The 16,426-nt window shown below is 72.0% G+C and carries 15 protein-coding genes; 8 read left to right on the forward strand and 7 right to left on the reverse strand.

Going from position 1 to position 16,426, the window contains the following annotated elements; all coding sequences use genetic code 11:
* Nucleotides 1-580: 580 nt before the first annotated feature.
* On the forward strand, nt 581-2,920 hold the full coding sequence (locus LHA35_RS24365) for a glycoside hydrolase family 15 protein (RefSeq protein WP_226613417.1): 2,340 nt from the start codon (nt 581-583) through the stop codon (nt 2,918-2,920).
* Nucleotides 2,921-3,055: 135 nt separating this feature from the next.
* Here LHA35_RS24365 and LHA35_RS24370 read toward each other — a convergent pair whose 3' ends face one another.
* The 4 genes from LHA35_RS24370 to LHA35_RS24385 all read right to left on the reverse strand — a co-directional run bounded on the left by LHA35_RS24370 (nt 3,056) and on the right by LHA35_RS24385 (nt 7,607).
* Nucleotides 3,056-3,361 (reverse strand): heavy-metal-associated domain-containing protein, encoded by a 306-nt coding sequence (locus LHA35_RS24370; protein ID WP_226613419.1) that lies wholly within the window; start codon nt 3,359-3,361, stop codon nt 3,056-3,058.
* A gap of 149 nt (nt 3,362-3,510) precedes the next feature.
* Nucleotides 3,511-3,843, reverse strand: a complete 333-nt coding sequence (locus tag LHA35_RS24375) for a four-helix bundle copper-binding protein (RefSeq protein ID WP_226613420.1) — start codon at nt 3,841-3,843, stop codon at nt 3,511-3,513.
* Nucleotides 3,844-4,553: 710 nt separating this feature from the next.
* On the reverse strand, nt 4,554-6,863 hold the full coding sequence (locus tag LHA35_RS24380) for a heavy metal translocating P-type ATPase (protein ID WP_226613422.1): 2,310 nt from the start codon (nt 6,861-6,863) through the stop codon (nt 4,554-4,556).
* Nucleotides 6,864-7,175: 312 nt separating this feature from the next.
* The gene (locus LHA35_RS24385; RefSeq protein WP_226613423.1) at nt 7,176-7,607 is read right to left on the reverse strand and encodes a FixH family protein; all 432 of its coding nucleotides are present in this window, start codon (nt 7,605-7,607) and stop codon (nt 7,176-7,178) included.
* Nucleotides 7,608-8,123: 516 nt separating this feature from the next.
* On the opposite strand from LHA35_RS24385, the gene LHA35_RS24390 reads away from it, so the two are divergent.
* The gene (locus LHA35_RS24390) at nt 8,124-8,738 is read left to right on the forward strand and encodes a Spy/CpxP family protein refolding chaperone (protein WP_226613425.1); all 615 of its coding nucleotides are present in this window, start codon (nt 8,124-8,126) and stop codon (nt 8,736-8,738) included.
* Nucleotides 8,739-8,810: 72 nt separating this feature from the next.
* On the opposite strand, the gene LHA35_RS24395 is transcribed toward LHA35_RS24390, so the two are convergent.
* The gene (locus tag LHA35_RS24395; protein ID WP_226613427.1) at nt 8,811-9,158 is read right to left on the reverse strand and encodes a hypothetical protein; all 348 of its coding nucleotides are present in this window, start codon (nt 9,156-9,158) and stop codon (nt 8,811-8,813) included.
* A 252-nt stretch (nt 9,159-9,410) separates the two neighbouring features.
* On the opposite strand from LHA35_RS24395, the gene LHA35_RS24400 reads away from it, so the two are divergent.
* From LHA35_RS24400 to LHA35_RS24430, 6 genes are all read left to right on the forward strand, one after another.
* Entirely contained in the window at nt 9,411-9,677 is a 267-nt protein-coding gene (locus tag LHA35_RS24400) for a DUF2933 domain-containing protein (RefSeq protein ID WP_226613428.1), read from the forward strand.
* Nucleotides 9,674-10,339 (forward strand): methyltransferase family protein, encoded by a 666-nt coding sequence (locus LHA35_RS24405; RefSeq protein ID WP_226613430.1) that lies wholly within the window; start codon nt 9,674-9,676, stop codon nt 10,337-10,339. The genes LHA35_RS24400 and LHA35_RS24405 overlap by 4 nt, the downstream gene beginning before the upstream one ends.
* Before the next feature lie 559 nt (nt 10,340-10,898).
* On the forward strand, nt 10,899-11,732 hold the full coding sequence (locus tag LHA35_RS24410) for a Spy/CpxP family protein refolding chaperone (RefSeq protein ID WP_226613432.1): 834 nt from the start codon (nt 10,899-10,901) through the stop codon (nt 11,730-11,732).
* Between the two features lie 30 nt (nt 11,733-11,762).
* Nucleotides 11,763-13,697 (forward strand): 2Fe-2S iron-sulfur cluster-binding protein, encoded by a 1,935-nt coding sequence (locus LHA35_RS28895; protein WP_274708227.1) that lies wholly within the window; start codon nt 11,763-11,765, stop codon nt 13,695-13,697.
* A 1-nt stretch (nt 13,698) separates the two neighbouring features.
* Complete coding sequence (locus LHA35_RS24425) at nt 13,699-14,394, forward strand: hypothetical protein (protein WP_226613434.1); 696 nt, start codon at nt 13,699-13,701, stop codon at nt 14,392-14,394.
* Nucleotides 14,391-15,224, forward strand: coding sequence for a cytochrome c3 family protein (locus LHA35_RS24430; protein WP_226613435.1), 834 nt, complete (start codon nt 14,391-14,393; stop codon nt 15,222-15,224). Before LHA35_RS24425 ends, LHA35_RS24430 begins: the two co-directional genes overlap by 4 nt.
* Here LHA35_RS24430 and LHA35_RS24435 read toward each other — a convergent pair.
* Both LHA35_RS24435 and LHA35_RS24440 read right to left on the reverse strand, forming a co-directional pair.
* Nucleotides 15,193-15,738 carry a DUF1622 domain-containing protein gene (locus LHA35_RS24435; protein ID WP_226613438.1) on the reverse strand — a complete coding sequence of 182 codons (546 nt, stop codon included), beginning with the start codon at nt 15,736-15,738 and terminating at the stop codon, nt 15,193-15,195. The two genes, LHA35_RS24430 and LHA35_RS24435, sit on opposite strands and share 32 nt — an antisense overlap.
* A 31-nt stretch (nt 15,739-15,769) precedes the next feature.
* On the reverse strand, nt 15,770-16,426 hold a 657-nt coding region (locus tag LHA35_RS24440), incomplete at its 5' end, for a DUF3141 domain-containing protein (protein ID WP_226613441.1).

Below are 16,426 nucleotides of genomic sequence, written 5' to 3' on the forward strand. Positions count from 1 at the left end.
GGCGGGAGCAGCGCTCTTGTCGGCACCCCGCCATCGGCTACCTGCCTGGCCCGAAGCCGCGCCGCTGGCCCTCACCCATGAGGGCCGGGCCCGGCCGGAATGACGGCCTCGGCGACCTTCCCGTGGCGTCACAGCCGCGAGGCACGCCTCGGCCAGGGGTGAACCCGACGTGGCATCGGTGCAGAGCGCCTACAAGGCGCGGGCGCGCGGCAGGCAAGGCGCGCAGCAGGTGCTCGGCGACCTTCGCCTGCCCCTCCTCCAGGGCCAGATCGAGCGCCGCCAGGACTGGTTCTCCGGGCTTGGAGGAGATGGGATTTCCACCTCTCCACGGACGCGGGCCGCCATGATCCTGCGCCCCTCCGCCGTGGGAAGGTCAAGCGCCCGCGCATCGCACGGCTCGTGAGCGCCTGCCCCAGGCGGGCGCGGCGCCGCGCCGTCCACGGGGGCGTTCATACTTTGAAATGCTGGATCCTCGGCTTCGACTTGGCGGTCGGGGGTTCCTCGTGGGCAGAGTTCCGCACCTGTCTGCGGCCGCCCAACCCCGGGCGGCGGCGGACGGCAGCAAGGGAGGCGCACCGTGATGACCGACACCGTGGAAGCGCCCGGCGCCCCGGGCATCCCGCCGACCTGGACCAGCAGCGACAAGGACATGGTCGGGACGAGCCTCGGCCCGGCGCGCCTGTGGTTCACGGTGGGCCACGGCATCGTCAACGAGGTCTACTGGCCGCGGGTGGACATCCCGCAGATCCGCGACCTCGGCTTCATCGTCGCCGACGGCCGGGGCTTCCGGAGCGAGGTGAAGCGCGGCCTCGACTACGCAATCACCACGCCCGGGCCGGGCATCCCGGCGGTGCAGGTCCTGCACCGGCACAGCCGCTTCGAGCTCGCGCTGCGCATCGCGCCGGACCCGGACAGGGATGTCCTGCTCATCGAGGTTGAGCTCACCGGCGACGGCGACCTGGCACCCTACGCGCTGCTCGCGCCGCACCTCGGCGGCACCGGCCGGGGCAACCGGGCCGAGGTCTTCACCAACCGCGGCCGGGTGGTCCTCTGCGCCGAGCAGGGCCCCTTCGCCCTGGCCCTCGCGGCGGCCGACCCCGGCCAGCGGGACGCGTGGCGCATGGCGGGCGCTGGCTACGTCGGGGCGAGCGACGGCTGGCAGGACTTCGCCCGCAACGGCGCGATGACCTGGACCTACGACCGCGCCGGACCGGGCAATGTCGCGCTCATGGGCAGGCTGCGGCGCCGCTCCGTGCTGGCCCTCGGCTTCGGCAGCGGCCAGGAGGCGGCGGCGACGCTCGCCATCTCGGCCCTGGTCCAGCCCTTCGAGGCGGTCTGGCGCGAGCAGGTGCGCGCCTGGCAGGCCTGGCACACCGAGAAGGCCCACGCCAAGGGCCTCCCGGGCGAGTTCCACGAGCAGGTCCATCTCTCGGCGATGGTGCTCAAGGCGCACCAGGACAAGACCTATCCCGGCGCCATGGTGGCCAGCCTCAGCATCCCCTGGGGCAACTCCACGGACGACATCGGCGGCTACCACCTGGTCTGGCCGCGCGACCTCGTGGAGAGCGCAGGCGCCCTCCTGGAGCTCGGGGCGGAGGAGGAGGCGCGGGACATCATCCGCTACCTGATCGCGACGCAGCTCGAGGACGGCCGCTGGGCGCAGAACCAATGGCTCGGCGGCACGCCCCGCTGGAGCGGCATCCAGCTCGACGAGGTGGCCTTCCCCGTCCTGCTCGCCGCGGCGCTCGCCGAGCACGAGGCGTTCGGCGGCATCGAGGCGCGCGACATGGTGCGCCGGGCGCTGGCCTTCATCGTGCGGCAGGGACCCGCGACCGACCAGGACCGCTGGGAGGAGACGGACGGGATCAACACCTTCACCCTGGCCGTCGCGATCGCGGCGCTGGTCTGCGGCGCCGGGTTCCTGGAGGAGTCCGAGCGGGGCGACGTCCTCCTGCTGGCCGACGACTGGAACGCGCACATCGAGGAGTGGTGCGCGGTCGAGGGCACGAGGCTGTCGCGCACGCACGGGGTCGGCGCCCACTACGTCCGGGTCGCGCCCGCCCGTGTCGTCTCCGACCGGGCGGCGCTCCAGGGCGTCGTGCCCCTGAGGAACCGCGACCGCGACCCGGGGCTGCCAGCGGCGGAGCAGGTCTCGACCGACTTCCTGCAGCTCGTGCGTTTCGGGCTCCGGCAGCCGGACGATCCGGTGGTGCGGAACAGCGTCGCGCTCGCGGACGCGCTGCTCCGCGCCGAGACGCCGGGCGGGCCGCTCTGGCGCCGGTACGTCGGCGACGGCTATGGCGAGCACCCGGACGGGCGGCCATACGACGGGACCGGCCAGGGGCGGCCCTGGCCGCTGCTGGCCGGGGAGCGCGGCCACTACGCGCTCCTCGCCCACGAGGACGCCGAGCCCTACCTCCGCACCATGGCCGCCGTCAGCGGCCGGTTGGGCCTCATCCCGGAGCAGGTGTGGGACGGCGACCCGCGGCCGCGCGAGGGCCTCCATCCCGGCCGCCCCTCCGGCTCGGCGATGCCGCTGGTCTGGGCTCACGCCGAGTTCGTCAAGCTGGCCGTCAGCCTGCGGGAGGGGCGCCCGGTGGACAGGCCGGAGGCGGTGTGGCTGCGCTACGCGGGGCGCAGGCCGCGTCCGACCAGCGCCCACTGGTCGCCGCGCATGCCCGTGGCGACGATCCGGGCGGGGCAGTCCCTGCGGGTCCTGCACGAGGCGCCCGCGGCGCTGCGATGGGGCACCGACGGCTGGCGCGAGACGTCGGAGACGCCGACCACGCCGGGCCTCCTCGGCCTCCATGTCGCCGACCTGCCAACCGGAGGGCTGCGCCCCGGCCAGGTCGTCAACTTCGCCTCCAGCGCCTGGCCCGGGCGGGAATGCGCCGTCGCTGTCGTGGAGGCGGAGGCCTGACACGGGGCAAGGCGCCCGCCACGCCACGACCATGGGTGCGACCGCCAAGACCCACGTCCTTTCCTTGCTGCCCTCGCTCGTGCAGCCAGGTCGGGATCAGGGCCGAGCGGTTTTGGTTCGGCGGAGCCAGCCCACTCAGCAGCCGCACCCGCAGCCTCCGGCTTTCGGCCCGTTCCCGGCCGCCCCGCCCTGCCCCAGGGCAGCGCGGTATCCGGCGCCCTCGACGGCAGCCAGCAGGTCCTCCGGCCGCGCGTCGCCCTGGACCATGGCTCGCCCTACCCCGAGGTCGACCTCGACGCTGACGACGCCCGGAACCCGCGCAAGCGCCCGGTGGACGGCGTTGGCGCAGGACCCGCAGGTCATGCCGCCGATGGAGGTGGTGGTGCAGCCCCTGCCCTGGCCGGACAGAACGACGCGCTCGGATGCCGTGGCTTCGGACATTTCCGGTCTCCTGATGTGGACGCGGCTGAGGTGGGATGTTCCCACGTGGGAGGGTCAACCCCGACGCCATCCTTTTCCGGCATAGCCGCACGGATTGGGGCGGCGGGTCCCGATTGGGCATCCCGCCGCCCCACGTCGGCCTCCCGGCGTCAGGCCGCCATCTTCCGACAGGAATCAGCGCACCGGCGGCATGCCTGCACGCACTCCTCCATGCCGCCGACCTGCTCGCAGGAGCGCGCACACTCCTCGCAGATCTCCGCGCACTCGCGGCATGTGTGTTTGTGGTGGTGCGTGCCGATGAGCATGAAGTTGGCCGCGGTCTGGCAGATCTCGGCGCAGGCCAGCATGAGCTTGAAGTGCTGCGGCTCGACGTGCTTCCCGCCCTGCTGCAGGCAATGGTTCATGGCCATGCTCAGGCAGGTGCCGTGGCAGCGCAGGCATTCCTCGATGCACGACTGCATCTCGGGTGACAGGTTCTGCATTCCTGGTCTCCGTTCTGATGGCGCCAATGGCTGACGGGCGGCGGAAGTGGCGCCGCTGCTCCCGTGCCCATCGGTTGCGGCTGCACCCGTTCAGGCGCGGCCGTCCGGGTTGCCCCAGAATGGGGCCGCCGGGCGTCTCAGGTCAGATGCGGGGTGGGGGAAGCGCCGGGCTGGCGCAGATGCCCACGACGGCGGAAGCCGGGCCGGGCGTGAAGGCTACCGTGGTGGCCAGCAGCGGGCCGCGGAATGCGGTCGCTGGCAGGACGGCCACGGCGGTGCCGCAAAGGCCGGGTCCGCAGTTGCACGGCATGGCACGGTGCTGGCGGCAGGGAGCGTCTGTCGCTGCCTTGCCGGAAACCCCAGCGGTGGTGGGCGCCGCGTGGCCTGCCACATGATGCACTTCGGTCTGGGAGACGGTCGTGGCGGGGAGCGGCCCGGCGCTAGCGGTGACACCAAGCGCGGCACGGGCCAGCAGGAACACCCCCGCCAGCAACAACCGGATCAGACCGGCCGCCCTGCCCATCTGCCGCAGCCCTCCATGCCTGGAGACGATCTAGAACGTGCGGCAGGGCAGACGTTCCCGGCGGCGCGTAACCTCTCCGAGAACTCAGCAGTGCGGTGCCGGGCCGATCTCGAAGCGCTCGCGAGCTTGCTCGGAATGGCGAGCGCAGAGGGGTGCCGCCCGGAACGGCACCGCCACCGTGCGAAGCCTAGAGTCGCACCGCCCGCAGGCGGAGCGAGTTGGCGATGACCGAGACCGAGCTCAGCGCCATCGCCAGGGCCGCAACGACCGGGCTGAGCAGGATGCCGAGGAACGGGTAGAGCACGCCAGCGGCAATGGGCACGCCCAGCGCATTGTAGATGAACGCGAAGAACAGGTTCTGGCGGATGTTCCGCATCGTTGCGCGCGACAGGTGCCGCGCCCGGGCGATGCCCGCGAGGTCACCCTTCACCAGCGTCACGCCCGCGCTCTGCATGGCGACGTCCGTGCCGGTGCCCATGGCGATGCCGACGTCGGCCTCGGCCAGCGCCGGGGCGTCGTTCACCCCGTCGCCCGCCATGGCGACGACCTTCCCCTTGGCGCGGAGTTCCCGGACGATGCGGTGCTTGTCCTCGGGCAGCACGTCACCCTGGAACTCATCGATCCCCAGCTTCCGCGCCACCGCCTCGGCCGTCGTGCGGTTGTCGCCGGTCAGCATGACGATGTGAACGCCGTCGGCGCGCAGGCTTGCCAAGGCAGCGGGCGTCGTCTCCTTAATGGGGTCGGCGACCGCGACCACGCCACCAGGCTTGCCGTCCACGGCCAGGAACAGCGCGGTGCCGCCCTCACGCCGCAACTCATCCGCCTTGGCCGCCAGCAGGCCCAGGTCCACTCCAAGTTCCTGCATCAGCCGCGCGTTCCCCAGCGCGACCCGGCGGCCGTCCACCGTGCCGGTCACGCCCTTGCCGGTGACGGAGGCGAAGTCGGCGGGCTCCCGCATCTCGACCCCGCGCTCGCGCGCCGCGGCGACGATGGCGGCGGCCAGCGGGTGCTCGCTCGACCGCTCCAGGCTGGCCGCGAGCGGCATTACCTCGGCCTCGGTCAGCCCCGGCGCCGGGACCACGGCCACGACCTTGGGCTTGCCCTCGGTCAGGGTGCCGGTCTTATCCACCACCAGCGTGTCCACCTTCTCCATGTGCTCGAGCGCCTCGGCGTTCTTGATGAGCACCCCTGCGCCCGCGCCCTTGCCGACGCCGACCATGATCGACATCGGGGTGGCTAGCCCCAGCGCGCAGGGGCAAGCGATGATGAGGACCGACACCGCCGCGATCAGCCCGTAGGAGAGTGCCGGGCTCGGCCCCCAGATAGCCCAGGCGACGAAGGCCAGCAGTGCGATGACGATGACCGCCGGGACGAAGTAACCGGACACGATGTCGGCCATGCGCTGGATGGGCGCCCGGCTGCGCTGCGCCTCGGCGACCATCGCCACGATGCGCGACAGCATGGTGTCGGAACCCACCTTGTCCGCGCGCATGACGAGCGACCCGGTGCCGTTCACCGTGCCGCCGATGACCTTGGCGCCGGGCGCCTTCTCCACCGGCATGGACTCACCTGTGACCATGGACTCGTCCACGGCGCCGCTGCCCTCCAGCACTTCGCCGTCCACCGGCACGCTCTCGCCCGGGCGGACGCGCAGCCGGTCGCCGACATGGACCTCGGCAAGGGTGATTTCCTCGTCCGACCCGTCCGGCCGGATGCGGCGGGCAGTCTTCGGTGCCATGTTCAGCAGGGCGCGGATGGCGCCGCCGGTCTGCTCGCGCGCCCGCAGCTCCAGCACCTGGCCGAGCAGCACGAGAACGGTGATGACGGCCGCCGCCTCGAAGTAGACGGCCACCGTGCCATCCATGCCCCGGAAACCCTCGGGGAAGACGCCAGGAGCCAGGGTGGCGACGACGCTGTAGAGGTAGGCTGCGCCGGTCCCGAGCGCGATCAGGCTGAACATGTTGAGGCTGCGGTTCACCACCGACTGCCAGCCGCGGACGAAGAACGGCCAGCCCGCCCAGAGCACGACCGGCGTCCCGAGCAGGAACTGGATCCAGACCGACGTCCTGGGCGAGACGAGGTGATGGAGGTCGAGGCCGGGGATGTGGGCGCCCATCTCCAGGACGAGGATGGGGAGGGTCAGCACGAGCCCGACCCAGAACCGCCGGGTCATGTCGGCGAGTTCCTCGTTGGGCGCGGCCTCGGCGGTGACCTCCAGCGGCTCCAGCGCCATGCCGCAGATGGGGCAGTTGCCCGGTCCCTGCTGCCGGATCTCCGGGTGCATCGGGCAGGTGTAGATAGCGGCCTTCTCAGCCGCCGTCGGCGCGGCCGCCTTCTCCGGCCTCAGGTACTTCCCAGGGTCGGCCTCGAACTTCGTCCGGCACCCGGCCGAGCAGAAGTGGAACGTGGTCCCGCCGTGCTCCAGCCGATGCTTCGAGGTCGCCGGGTCCACCTTCATGCCGCACACCGGGTCGGTGACCAGGGTCGCCTCGGCCACCGCCGCGTTCCCGTGGTCATGGTGACCATGGCCGTGGTGGTGATCCGCCTGGGGATGATGTCCGTGCCTCTCGTGCCCGTGTCCGCTCTGCTGGCCACTCATGCCTGTCGCCTCCGGTTCGGCCCGCAACGCCGCAGGCCCGTCTGGGTGTCGGGGACCCAAGGTGGGGTTTCCAACGATGGGAAGGTCAAGCGCTGCTGCGGGATTGCCCGCTGCATCCCTCGGCAACCACGGCCGCGGCGCGACATCGCGGCGGGCTCCGCCGCATGACGTCCCGCGCTCGGGAAGGTGCAGGCGGCGACACCCAGCTGTCTAGCGGACCCGCATCGGGACCCTGCCGCGCACCGGCTGCACCTCGCCGGGAACGCGGGCGACGAGGGTCATCATCCATTCGCCTGCCATCGGGACGTCGGCATGCACCCGGTACACACCATTGCCTTCCTCGACGGTGGCGATCGGGGGCGGGTTGGGTCCCCGAACCATGCGCGACGTGGCGACCTTGTAGCCCGACATCGGCATGTCGAAGCGGTGCTCGTAGATCACGGCGCCGGAGACCGGGCGGTTGTCCGGCAGGTGGACGAGGCGCACCCGCACCTCGGCGTTCGGGCTGCGCCGCACCTGCTGGTCCAGCAGTTCGAAGCGATAGTCGCTGGACGGCGGCGCCGAGGCGCACGCGGCGAGAGCCGCGGCGAGAGCCGCGGCGAGAGCAAACGCTGGAAGCGCTCCAATGACACGGCCCAACATGGCTGGCCCTCCCTCGGGATCGTCCCCGGCGTCACGCTCCTGTGGCGGCCACACGAGCATTGACCCGGCGCAACTTCACCCATGTGCCGCTGACCGCAGCCCGCGATCCGGCCCCAGCAATGCTTTGTCATAAACCAGTCCGGGCAGGCCAACGACCGCGCGTGCGGGAGCAAACGTGATCAACGTACAGGCGAGGCAGCCTCCAGGGCTATACGGTTCCTGGTTTGACCGGCGTGCCAGGCGGCTCCAGCAATACTTTGACAAACACGGCCTACCCGAACCGCGCGATGATTCCCGGGTCGCAGGTGCCAACCGAGACCATCGTGCCCCAAAGGCGATGGCGCTCACGGTGGACAGGGGCGGACCGCCGGGCCGCCCGGAGGCGCATTCGGGGACAGGCAGGGCCTGTCGCACGGCGGTGCTTGCCTGGACCGGGTCCGCCCCCTTCGCCCCCGGCCGGAACTGCCGGAGCAAGAGGGGTGAGGCCCGGTCGGTCAGGACTGGGAGGAGGATGCCATGGCCAGGTTCTTCGCATGGATGGGACCCATCGCGCTCGGCGCGGTCGCGATCGCATCGCCGTCGCACGCTGCAGTTCCCGCGAATGCGGGCCTCAGCCGCCCTCCGTTCGTCCTCGTCGCGGACGACATGGTGGGAGGCATGCAGGACAGGCATCGTGGGATGGGCATGCCAGACCGCCAGGGCATGGGCATGGGCATGCAGGACCGCATGTCCACGATGGAGCGGCAGCGGATGGGCGTGCCACAGGGGCACGGCGGCATGGGCATGGGGCCCGGCATGGGTGGGCAGACGCTCGACCGGCTCGACGGCCGCCTCGCCTTCTTGCACGCGGAGCTGCGGATCACCCAGCAGCAGATGCCCGCCTGGGACGCCTTCGCCACCGCCCTGCGCGGCGCGCGTGACCACCTCGCCGAGGCCCGCACCGCGCTCCAGGATGGCGAGAAGGCCAGTGACCCGCTGGGCAGGCTTGATGCCTACGAGCGCCATATGGCGGCCCGCCTGAAGGCGCTGCACGACAGCCGCATCGCCTTCGCGAAGCTCTACGGCACGCTGGACGACGAGCAGAAGCGGACGGCCAACGAGCTCGTGGTCCCACTCCTGTCGTCGCTCTAACCCAACGCCTGGAACGGCATCCGGGGGTGGGGAGCCGCCGCACGGGCACGCGGCTTCCCTTCCGGTTGCCGCCTAGCGGCGCTGCTGCCTTCCCTGTTGGTGGCCGTGTCCCGTGCCGGGGTTCCCGGGGTGAGTCATCTCGGCGCCGCTGGTGCCCTCGCCCTTGGTGTCCATGGACGGCGTGGGGCCGCCCATGTGCTGCCCGCCCATGCGGCGGTGGTCCATCTCGACATTGCCGCCGCCCTGCGGGTTGAGCGTGGGCGCCGGGCCGCTGGGAGACTGACCCTGCCGCTGCGGGCCGCCCATGCGGCTGTGGTCCATCTCGGGACCGGCGCTCCCGCCTTGCGGATTGAGCGTCGGCTGCGCCAGCGCCGCGCCCCCGGTGAGTATCCCGACCATCGCGCTGGCGATCGCGGTCATGAGGTGCCTACGGTTCACTGTCGTCCTCCGTCACTACTGGCGTCGGCGCGTCCTGCGCCTAGCCGAAAGGGTTGCGGCGCAGCCGTCCGCTCCGGGCGCGCACCGGACTCTGGTGCCCCCCTCCGCGGCGGAAAGGAGCAATGGGCGTGCAGCAATGTTTTGTAAGAAACGCAGCACACCGGCATTGATCCGCCGCAAGGGAGGGAGGGTGGCGGTGCGCGAAACTGCGAGGGCGAAAGCGGGAGAACCGGCGTGGAACCCAGACCTCACGTTCCCTTGTGGCGCACGCGAGGGGGCATTGCCCTCCTGGGCTTCCTGGCTGTCGCCGCGTTCTACCTGATCACCGAGCACGCCGTTCATATCTTCGGCGTGCTGCCCTACCTGCTCCTGCTCGCCTGCCCGCTGATGCACCTGTTCATGCACCATGGCCACGGCGGCCATGACGGGCACCGCGAGGCGGACGGCCGCGCTGCGCCGGATGGCGACGGGCGCGGCCGGGTCCAGGGAGGCGTATCATGACGCACGACGCGCCTGCCTACGGGCTCTGGACGCTGGTCGCCCTGAACTCCCTGGTGTTCATCGTCTTCGCCTTCAGCTTCGGCAAGCCGCGGACCCCGCGCGACTGGCGCTCCTTCGGCGCCTTCAGCGGCTTCATCGTCGCGCTCTTTGCGGAGATGTACGGCTTCCCGCTGACCATCTACCTGCTCTCGGGCTGGCTGCAGGCGCGCTACCCGGGCGTGGACCTGCTGTCGCACGACGCGGGGCACCTCTGGTGGACCGTCTTCGGCCTCAAGGGCGACCCGCACTCCGGCGCGCTGCACATCCTGAGCTACGCCTTCATCGGTGGCGGCTTCGTCCTGCTCTCCTCGGCCTGGAACGTGCTCTTCCAGGCGCAACGGGGGCACCGGCTGGCGACGTCCGGCTCCTACGCATACGTCCGGCATCCCCAGTACGTGGCCTTCATCGCCATCATGTTCGGCTTCCTCCTGCAGTGGCCGACGCTGCTGACCCTGCTGATGTTTCCGGTCCTGGTCGGCATGTACGTCCACCTCGCGCGTGCGGAGGAGAGGGAGGTGCGACGGGAGTTCGGGGCCGAGTACGAGCGCTACGCCGCGGCTGTCCCGGCGTGGTTCCCGCGGCTGGGCGGCCGCTCCCCGGCGGACCGGCCGAGTGCCGGGTGACGCCAGCCCCCGGCGCAACGGCGCACACGGCCCGAGCGGAAGCGATCACGGCCGGGCCTCCGACAGGGAGGCCGACCGATGGCAAGGCGCACCTTCAGCTTCCCGATGTCCGCGGCGCTGGCCGCCCTCATTGCCGGACGCTCGGCGGCAACGTCGGCGTCGCGGAGCCATCGCGTAGAGGTGCTCGACCAGCAGGTTCCGCCGAGCCGAAAATCCAAGGTGCGGGTGCGCCTCGTTCACCTGCCGAACGGGCGTCCCAACGCTCATGGGCTCCGCAGCAGAAGCAAACCCTGGCCTGACGGATACCAGCCCAGCGACAGTCCCCGAAGGCGTAAATGTTTTGAAAAACACGGCCTTGCGGGAATGCGCGACACTGGGGCCGGTGTCGGGTGCGGCCAACGCAGCACCCGCCGCCCTGATTTGGGAGTTCGTGGCCGCGCTTGAGCTGGATCGAACCTCGCCCAGCCGACCAACCCGCAGGGTGTAAAAGGCTCCGCCTGCCATCCACCGGCGCTGGCGATGCCGACCCGACGCCGCCCACCAAAGGAGGACTGCCAAAATGTCCATGAGGCGCCCGCTGCTTCCCGCGGCCACGCTCGCTGTCCTGTTGCCCCTGTCCTCCCTCGGGATGGCCGAGGAGGCTCCCCGGCCGCCCCTCAGGCTCGCCATGATGGACATGGAGATGATGCCGATGGGCGGCGGGGGAATGCAGCAGCAGGGTTCGGGCGGCATGCGCATGGACGATGACATGCGCATGGGAGGCGCACAGGCGCAGACCGCCCAGGGCAACACCGGGATGCCCGGCATGGGCACGGGCGGCATGGCGGATGACCGCATGATGCGGATGGGCGGCGGGATGCCTGCCCAGGGACAGATGCCGATGGGGCAGATGCCGCAGCAGCAGGGCATGGGCCAGGGGCCGATGGCGGGCTGCATGACGATGATGCAGAACATGGGGCGCATGGGTGCCGCGCAGCCGGGCATGGCCCCGATGCAGGGCGCCGGGACCGCCGCCCCTAGCATGGGCATGAGCATGGGTGCCATGGGCGGCACGCAGGCGATGGGCAGCTCCGCCGCCCGGCTTGAGGGTCGGATCGCGTTCCTCCGCTCGGAGCTGCGCATCACGGACGCCCAGGCGGCCGCGTGGGACACCTTCGCCAACACCCTCCGCTCCGGGCGCGAACACCTCGACGCGGCGCGCGCGGCCCTGCAGGAGGGCGCGACGGCGGTGGACCCGATGGCGCGGCTCGAGTCCCACGAGCGGCACCTGCGGGAGCGGGCCGAGGCGATGCACATGACGCGGATGGCCTTCAACACGCTCTACGCCCAGCTCGACGACGCGCAGAAGCGTGTGGCGGCCTCCACCATGCTGCCGTTCATCGGGGCGTTCTGAGCACGGGCGCCACTCGCCAGGGGACATCCGATGCGCCAGAGGTTGTTCGCGGCCCTGCTTGGGGCAGGGCTGACCGGCGTGGCGGCCGCCCAGGTCGCTCCCGGCGAGCACAGCGCACACCATCCGGAGCAGGTGCCCCCGGCCGCGGGCGCGACCGCACCGACGCCGGGCGCGGCGCCGCAGCCGAACGGCGGCTGCGGCGGCATGATGGGCTGCATGGGCGGCGGCCCGCGGCCGTTCTACGCGACCCTGCTGGACATGCCCGCGCTCACGCCCGAGGCGCGCCGGGTCATCGAGGCCGAGGCCGAGCGCCGCATCGGGTGGGGGTCGCAAGCGATCGCCTCGGGCGGCGCACGGCTGCACCACGGGCTCGCCGCCAACGACGTCTCGGCGGTACGGCAGGCCGTCACCGGCCTGCGCGAGGGACTGCAGATGCTCGAGAGCGGGACGGCGGCGTTGCGGGCCGTCGAGGCGGGCACCGCACCCCGCCAGATCGCCCTGGCCTGGTTCCGGGACCAGCTCGCCCTGCCCCCGAGCCAGGCCGCGACGACGGCCATGGCGATGGACGAGGGGCCATGGGGCCTCTCCTGGTATCACCTGACCACCATGGCGTTCCTGGTGGCGTTCCTCCTCGGGACGCTGGCACTCCAGTTCGCCCGCATGCGGCGGGTCAGTGGCCTCGTTGGGCGTCTCGCACGGCCCGGCACCGCGCCCGCTTCGGGCCCACCGGCGCCAGCCCCCACGCCTCCCCCAAGCGCCCCGACGGCGGGAGCACCCTCCGCCGGGGCCGAGGCCCTCACCGCGCCCGCGACGCCGATGCCCGAAGCCGCCGTCCCCGCTCCGGCCGTTGCTCCCGCCCCTTCGCCAGCGGCGGCCACGGCGGCGGCCAAGCGCCCCTGGTCGGGCGCCCTGCGGGTCGCGGCCATCTTCCGCGAGACGCCCACCGTCAAGACGTTCCGGCTAGTTAACCCGGACGGCGGCGACGTCCCCTTCACCTTCATGCCGGGCCAGTTCCTGACCTTCTCGGCGGAGCTCGACGGCAAGACGGTGAGGCGCTCGTACACCATCGCGTCGTCGCCGACGCGGCGCAGCTACGTCGAGGTCACGGTCAAGCGGGAGGAGCAGGGACTCATCTCGCGGCACCTGCACGACCGCGTCGCGGTCGGCGACTCCCTGGAGGTGTCGGCCCCCTCGGGCGTCTTCACCTTCATGGGCGAGGAACCCAGCATCGTCCTGATCGCGGGCGGGGTCGGCATCACGCCCATGATGAGCGTCGCCCGGTATCTTCTCGACCGGACCTACCCCTGCGAGATCTTCTTCCTCTATGGGGCACGCAGCCCCGAGGAGTTAGTCTTCCGCGAGGAGCTCGAATACCTCCAGAAGCGGCACCCGAACCTGCACGTGGCGGCGACGGTGTCGCGCGCCGAGGGGACCGCCTGGATGGGTGCCACGGGCCCGGTCTCCAAGGATTTCATCGCCCGGGTGGTCCCGGACATCGCCAAGCGCCGGGTCCACCTGTGCGGTCCGCCGCCGATGATGGAGGCGGTGAAGGCGGCGCTGGCCGAGCTCGGCGTCCCCAAGGAGCAGGTCAAGACCGAGGCCTTCGGCCCGGCCCGGGGCGTGGTGCCCGGACCTGCCGCGCCCCTGCCGCCCGTCCCCGTCCCGGTCGAGGTCGCTGCCGCGGCGGCGGTCCCGCGGGTGGCCACGGCGGAGGTCCGCTTCACCAGGTCGGACAAGACCGGCGCGCTGGCGCCGGACCAGACCGTGCTCGAGGCCGCTGAGGCCATCGGGGTTCCCATCGACTACTCCTGTCGGGTCGGGATCTGCGGCGCCTGCAAGGTGCGCCTCCTCGAGGGCTCGGTCACGATGGAGGTCGAGGAGGGGCTGCCTCCCGACGAGAAGGCGCAGGGCGTCATCCTGGCCTGCCAGGCGAAGTCGGTCGGCAACCTCGTGGTCGAGGCGTGACGTGAGCGAGACCGAACGCCTGGCCGTCGGCGCCCTGGTGAGCGTCCTGGCCCTCGTGGCCCCCGGCTTCCTGCTGCACGAGGCCCCGCGCTTCCCGGGGAGCCTGGTCGGCAGCCTGCTGGGCATCGCGGGCGCCACCCTGTTCGTGCTGCTCCTCGCCTATTCGCTGGTCAAGCGCAGCGCCTGGGTGCGCGCGAGGGCCACCGGCCACGTGTCGATGCGCGGCGTCCTCTCCTTCCACGTCTACACGGGCGTGGTGGGCGCGCTGCTCGGCATCCTGCACAGCGGTCACAAGTACCAGAGCCCCCTTGGCGTGGCGCTGGTCGCGGCGATGCTGGTCGTCGTGCTGAGCGGCTTCGTCGGCCGCTACTACCTGGCGCAGGTCGGCACCGACCTGCGCGAGCAGCAGGTGTCGCTCGGGCTGCTCAGGGCCCGCTACGACCTGCTCGCCGCCGGGCGCGCCGCGGCGGGCGCTCAGCCGCTGATCGGCTCGAGCACCGGGGTCTCCGGCCGTGACCTCCGACGCTTGGTCGGCGCCATCGCCGACCTGGAGTACGCCATCGCCCGGCGCGAGGTCATCAAGCGGGCCCTCTCGCGGTGGACGGTCCTGCATGTGGCAGCGGCCCTCGTGCTGTACCCCCTCCTCGCGCTCCACATCTGGAACGGCGTCTACTTCGGCCTGCGGTGGCTGCCGTGAAGGCCACCTCGGCATTCCAGCTGGCGCTCGCGGTCCTCGGCGCCACCGCCGCCGTGCTCGTGCCGCTCCTGATGTACCGATCGGGTTCGGAGGGGCTGCCGAGCTGGCGCTCCGCGGCGATCCCCGGACCGCTGTCGGCCGCGCACGCTTTCCTGGAGGGACGCTGCGAGAGCTGCCACACGCCGGACCGTGGGGTCGAGGCGGTGTCCTGCCTCGCCTGCCACGTGACGGCCGCGCCGGAACTGCTGCCGAAGCCCTCGACCGCCTTCCACGCGAACATCGGCGAGTGCGCGGGCTGCCACGTCGAGCACGGTGGGCGCGGCCGCCGCCCGGTCAACATGGACCATTCGGTGCTGGCCACGGTGGGTCACGCCCGGGCCGCCGCAGCCGAGGCGGGCGCCTCGGCTGCGGGCGGGGACGGCTCCCGTCACGCCCTGGCCCGGCTGCGGGCATTGCTGGCCGGGAGCGGGGCGGACCTGCTGGGTGGCCCACTGAACCGGCGCTCCCTGCCCGGTGGCGCGGCAGCAACCCTCGACTGCGCGGGCTGCCACGCCACCCGCGACCCGCACCGGACCCTGTTCGGCCGCGACTGCCAGAGTTGCCACGACACCCGCGCCTGGACGATTGCCGCCTTCCGGCATCCCTCGCCCCGCTCGCCGGACTGCGTGCAGTGCCACCAGGCGCCGCCGAGCCACTACATGATGCACTTCGAGATGATGGACAGGGGCATCACCGGGCAGCACCACGCGTCCGTCGAGCAGTGCTTCCTCTGCCACCAGACGGACTCCTGGAACAACATCAGGGGCGTTGGCTGGTTCGACATGCACTGAACCCCGGTCGGCGCCGCCACTCCCGTGGACGCCCCTCGGCCGCCCGATCGAGGTCTCGTAGGCGCCAGGGCCAGTGGCCCTCTATCTTGACGCTGAGCGAGACGCTGAGGAACGTCCTGATCAGGACCACGACGGCGAGCACGCCGAGACTGCCGAAGCTCGGGGTCACCGCCACGGTGCCCACGATGTCGGCGGCCACCAGCATCTCGAGGCCGAGCAGGACGCCTCGGCCGAGATCGGCGCGGTAGGCGGGCAACGTCGTCGCCCAGTCCGGTGCCGCCAGCGCCCGGCGCGCGAACCGGACGGTTGCCGCGCAGGCGACGAGCAGGATGGTTGTGGCTCCGGCGACCTCGAAGCCGGTTGCGATCCAGTGGGCGGCCCGGTCGAGCACGTGGTACGCCGCCCCATGCGAGCCCAGCGGCTCGGCCACCGCGGCCCCTCCCGCGGGCGAGGCCAGCATCGCGGTGACGGCGAGCGCGACCCGCGACGGGGGGAAGGAAAAGGATGCACCCATCCGACACTCCGCCGCGCGCCGAAGTGCCAACTCACCCGCCCGCGTCGCCGCCGGACGCCGATCGCCCGGTCCCGGTCGGTCCGGAATACAGCGTGGCGAAGCCCCGCTCGGCCGCCGCGTCGCGCAAGGCGCGCGCCGACTCCGCCGCCTGCGACACCGCACCCACGACGGCCCTCTCCTGCGACAGCCAGGGGTTGCCGGGACGGGCCCGGTGACGGTTCGCCGCGACCTGGGCCGCCGTCGCCGCGACGAGGCGCATCCATGGCTGGAACTCCTCCGACAGGAGATAACGGCTGGTCCGCATCGGATGCAGCCAACGCAGCAGTTCCGCCGTCCAAGGATTGGACGCGGCCTGGGCCCAGGGCTTCAGGAAGGCGCGGTAGAGGGCGAGGCCGGTTTCGGACACTACGCGGACGCGCTCGAACGCCTCGCGCGGCGGCGGCGCGAAACGCAGGTCCTCGACGGCCCGCGGCTCGAACCTGATGGCGGCCTTTCCCGCCGCCCGATGCACCTCGCCCGAGGGACCGTCCTCGATCCTCATCTCGTACAGGCCGGGCGGCAGCGCCTCAATCTCGGCGAGGCTGGCGAGGATCGCCCGGTGCTCGCGCCGCGCCACGACGGCCGAGACGAAGATGCCGAGATGCCCGACATGCGGGTTGATGAGGTAGACGATGCGCTGCCCGGCCGC

This window comes from Roseicella aerolata, from assembly GCF_020523605.1.
Classification (GTDB): domain Bacteria; phylum Pseudomonadota; class Alphaproteobacteria; order Acetobacterales; family Acetobacteraceae; genus Paracraurococcus; species Paracraurococcus aerolatus.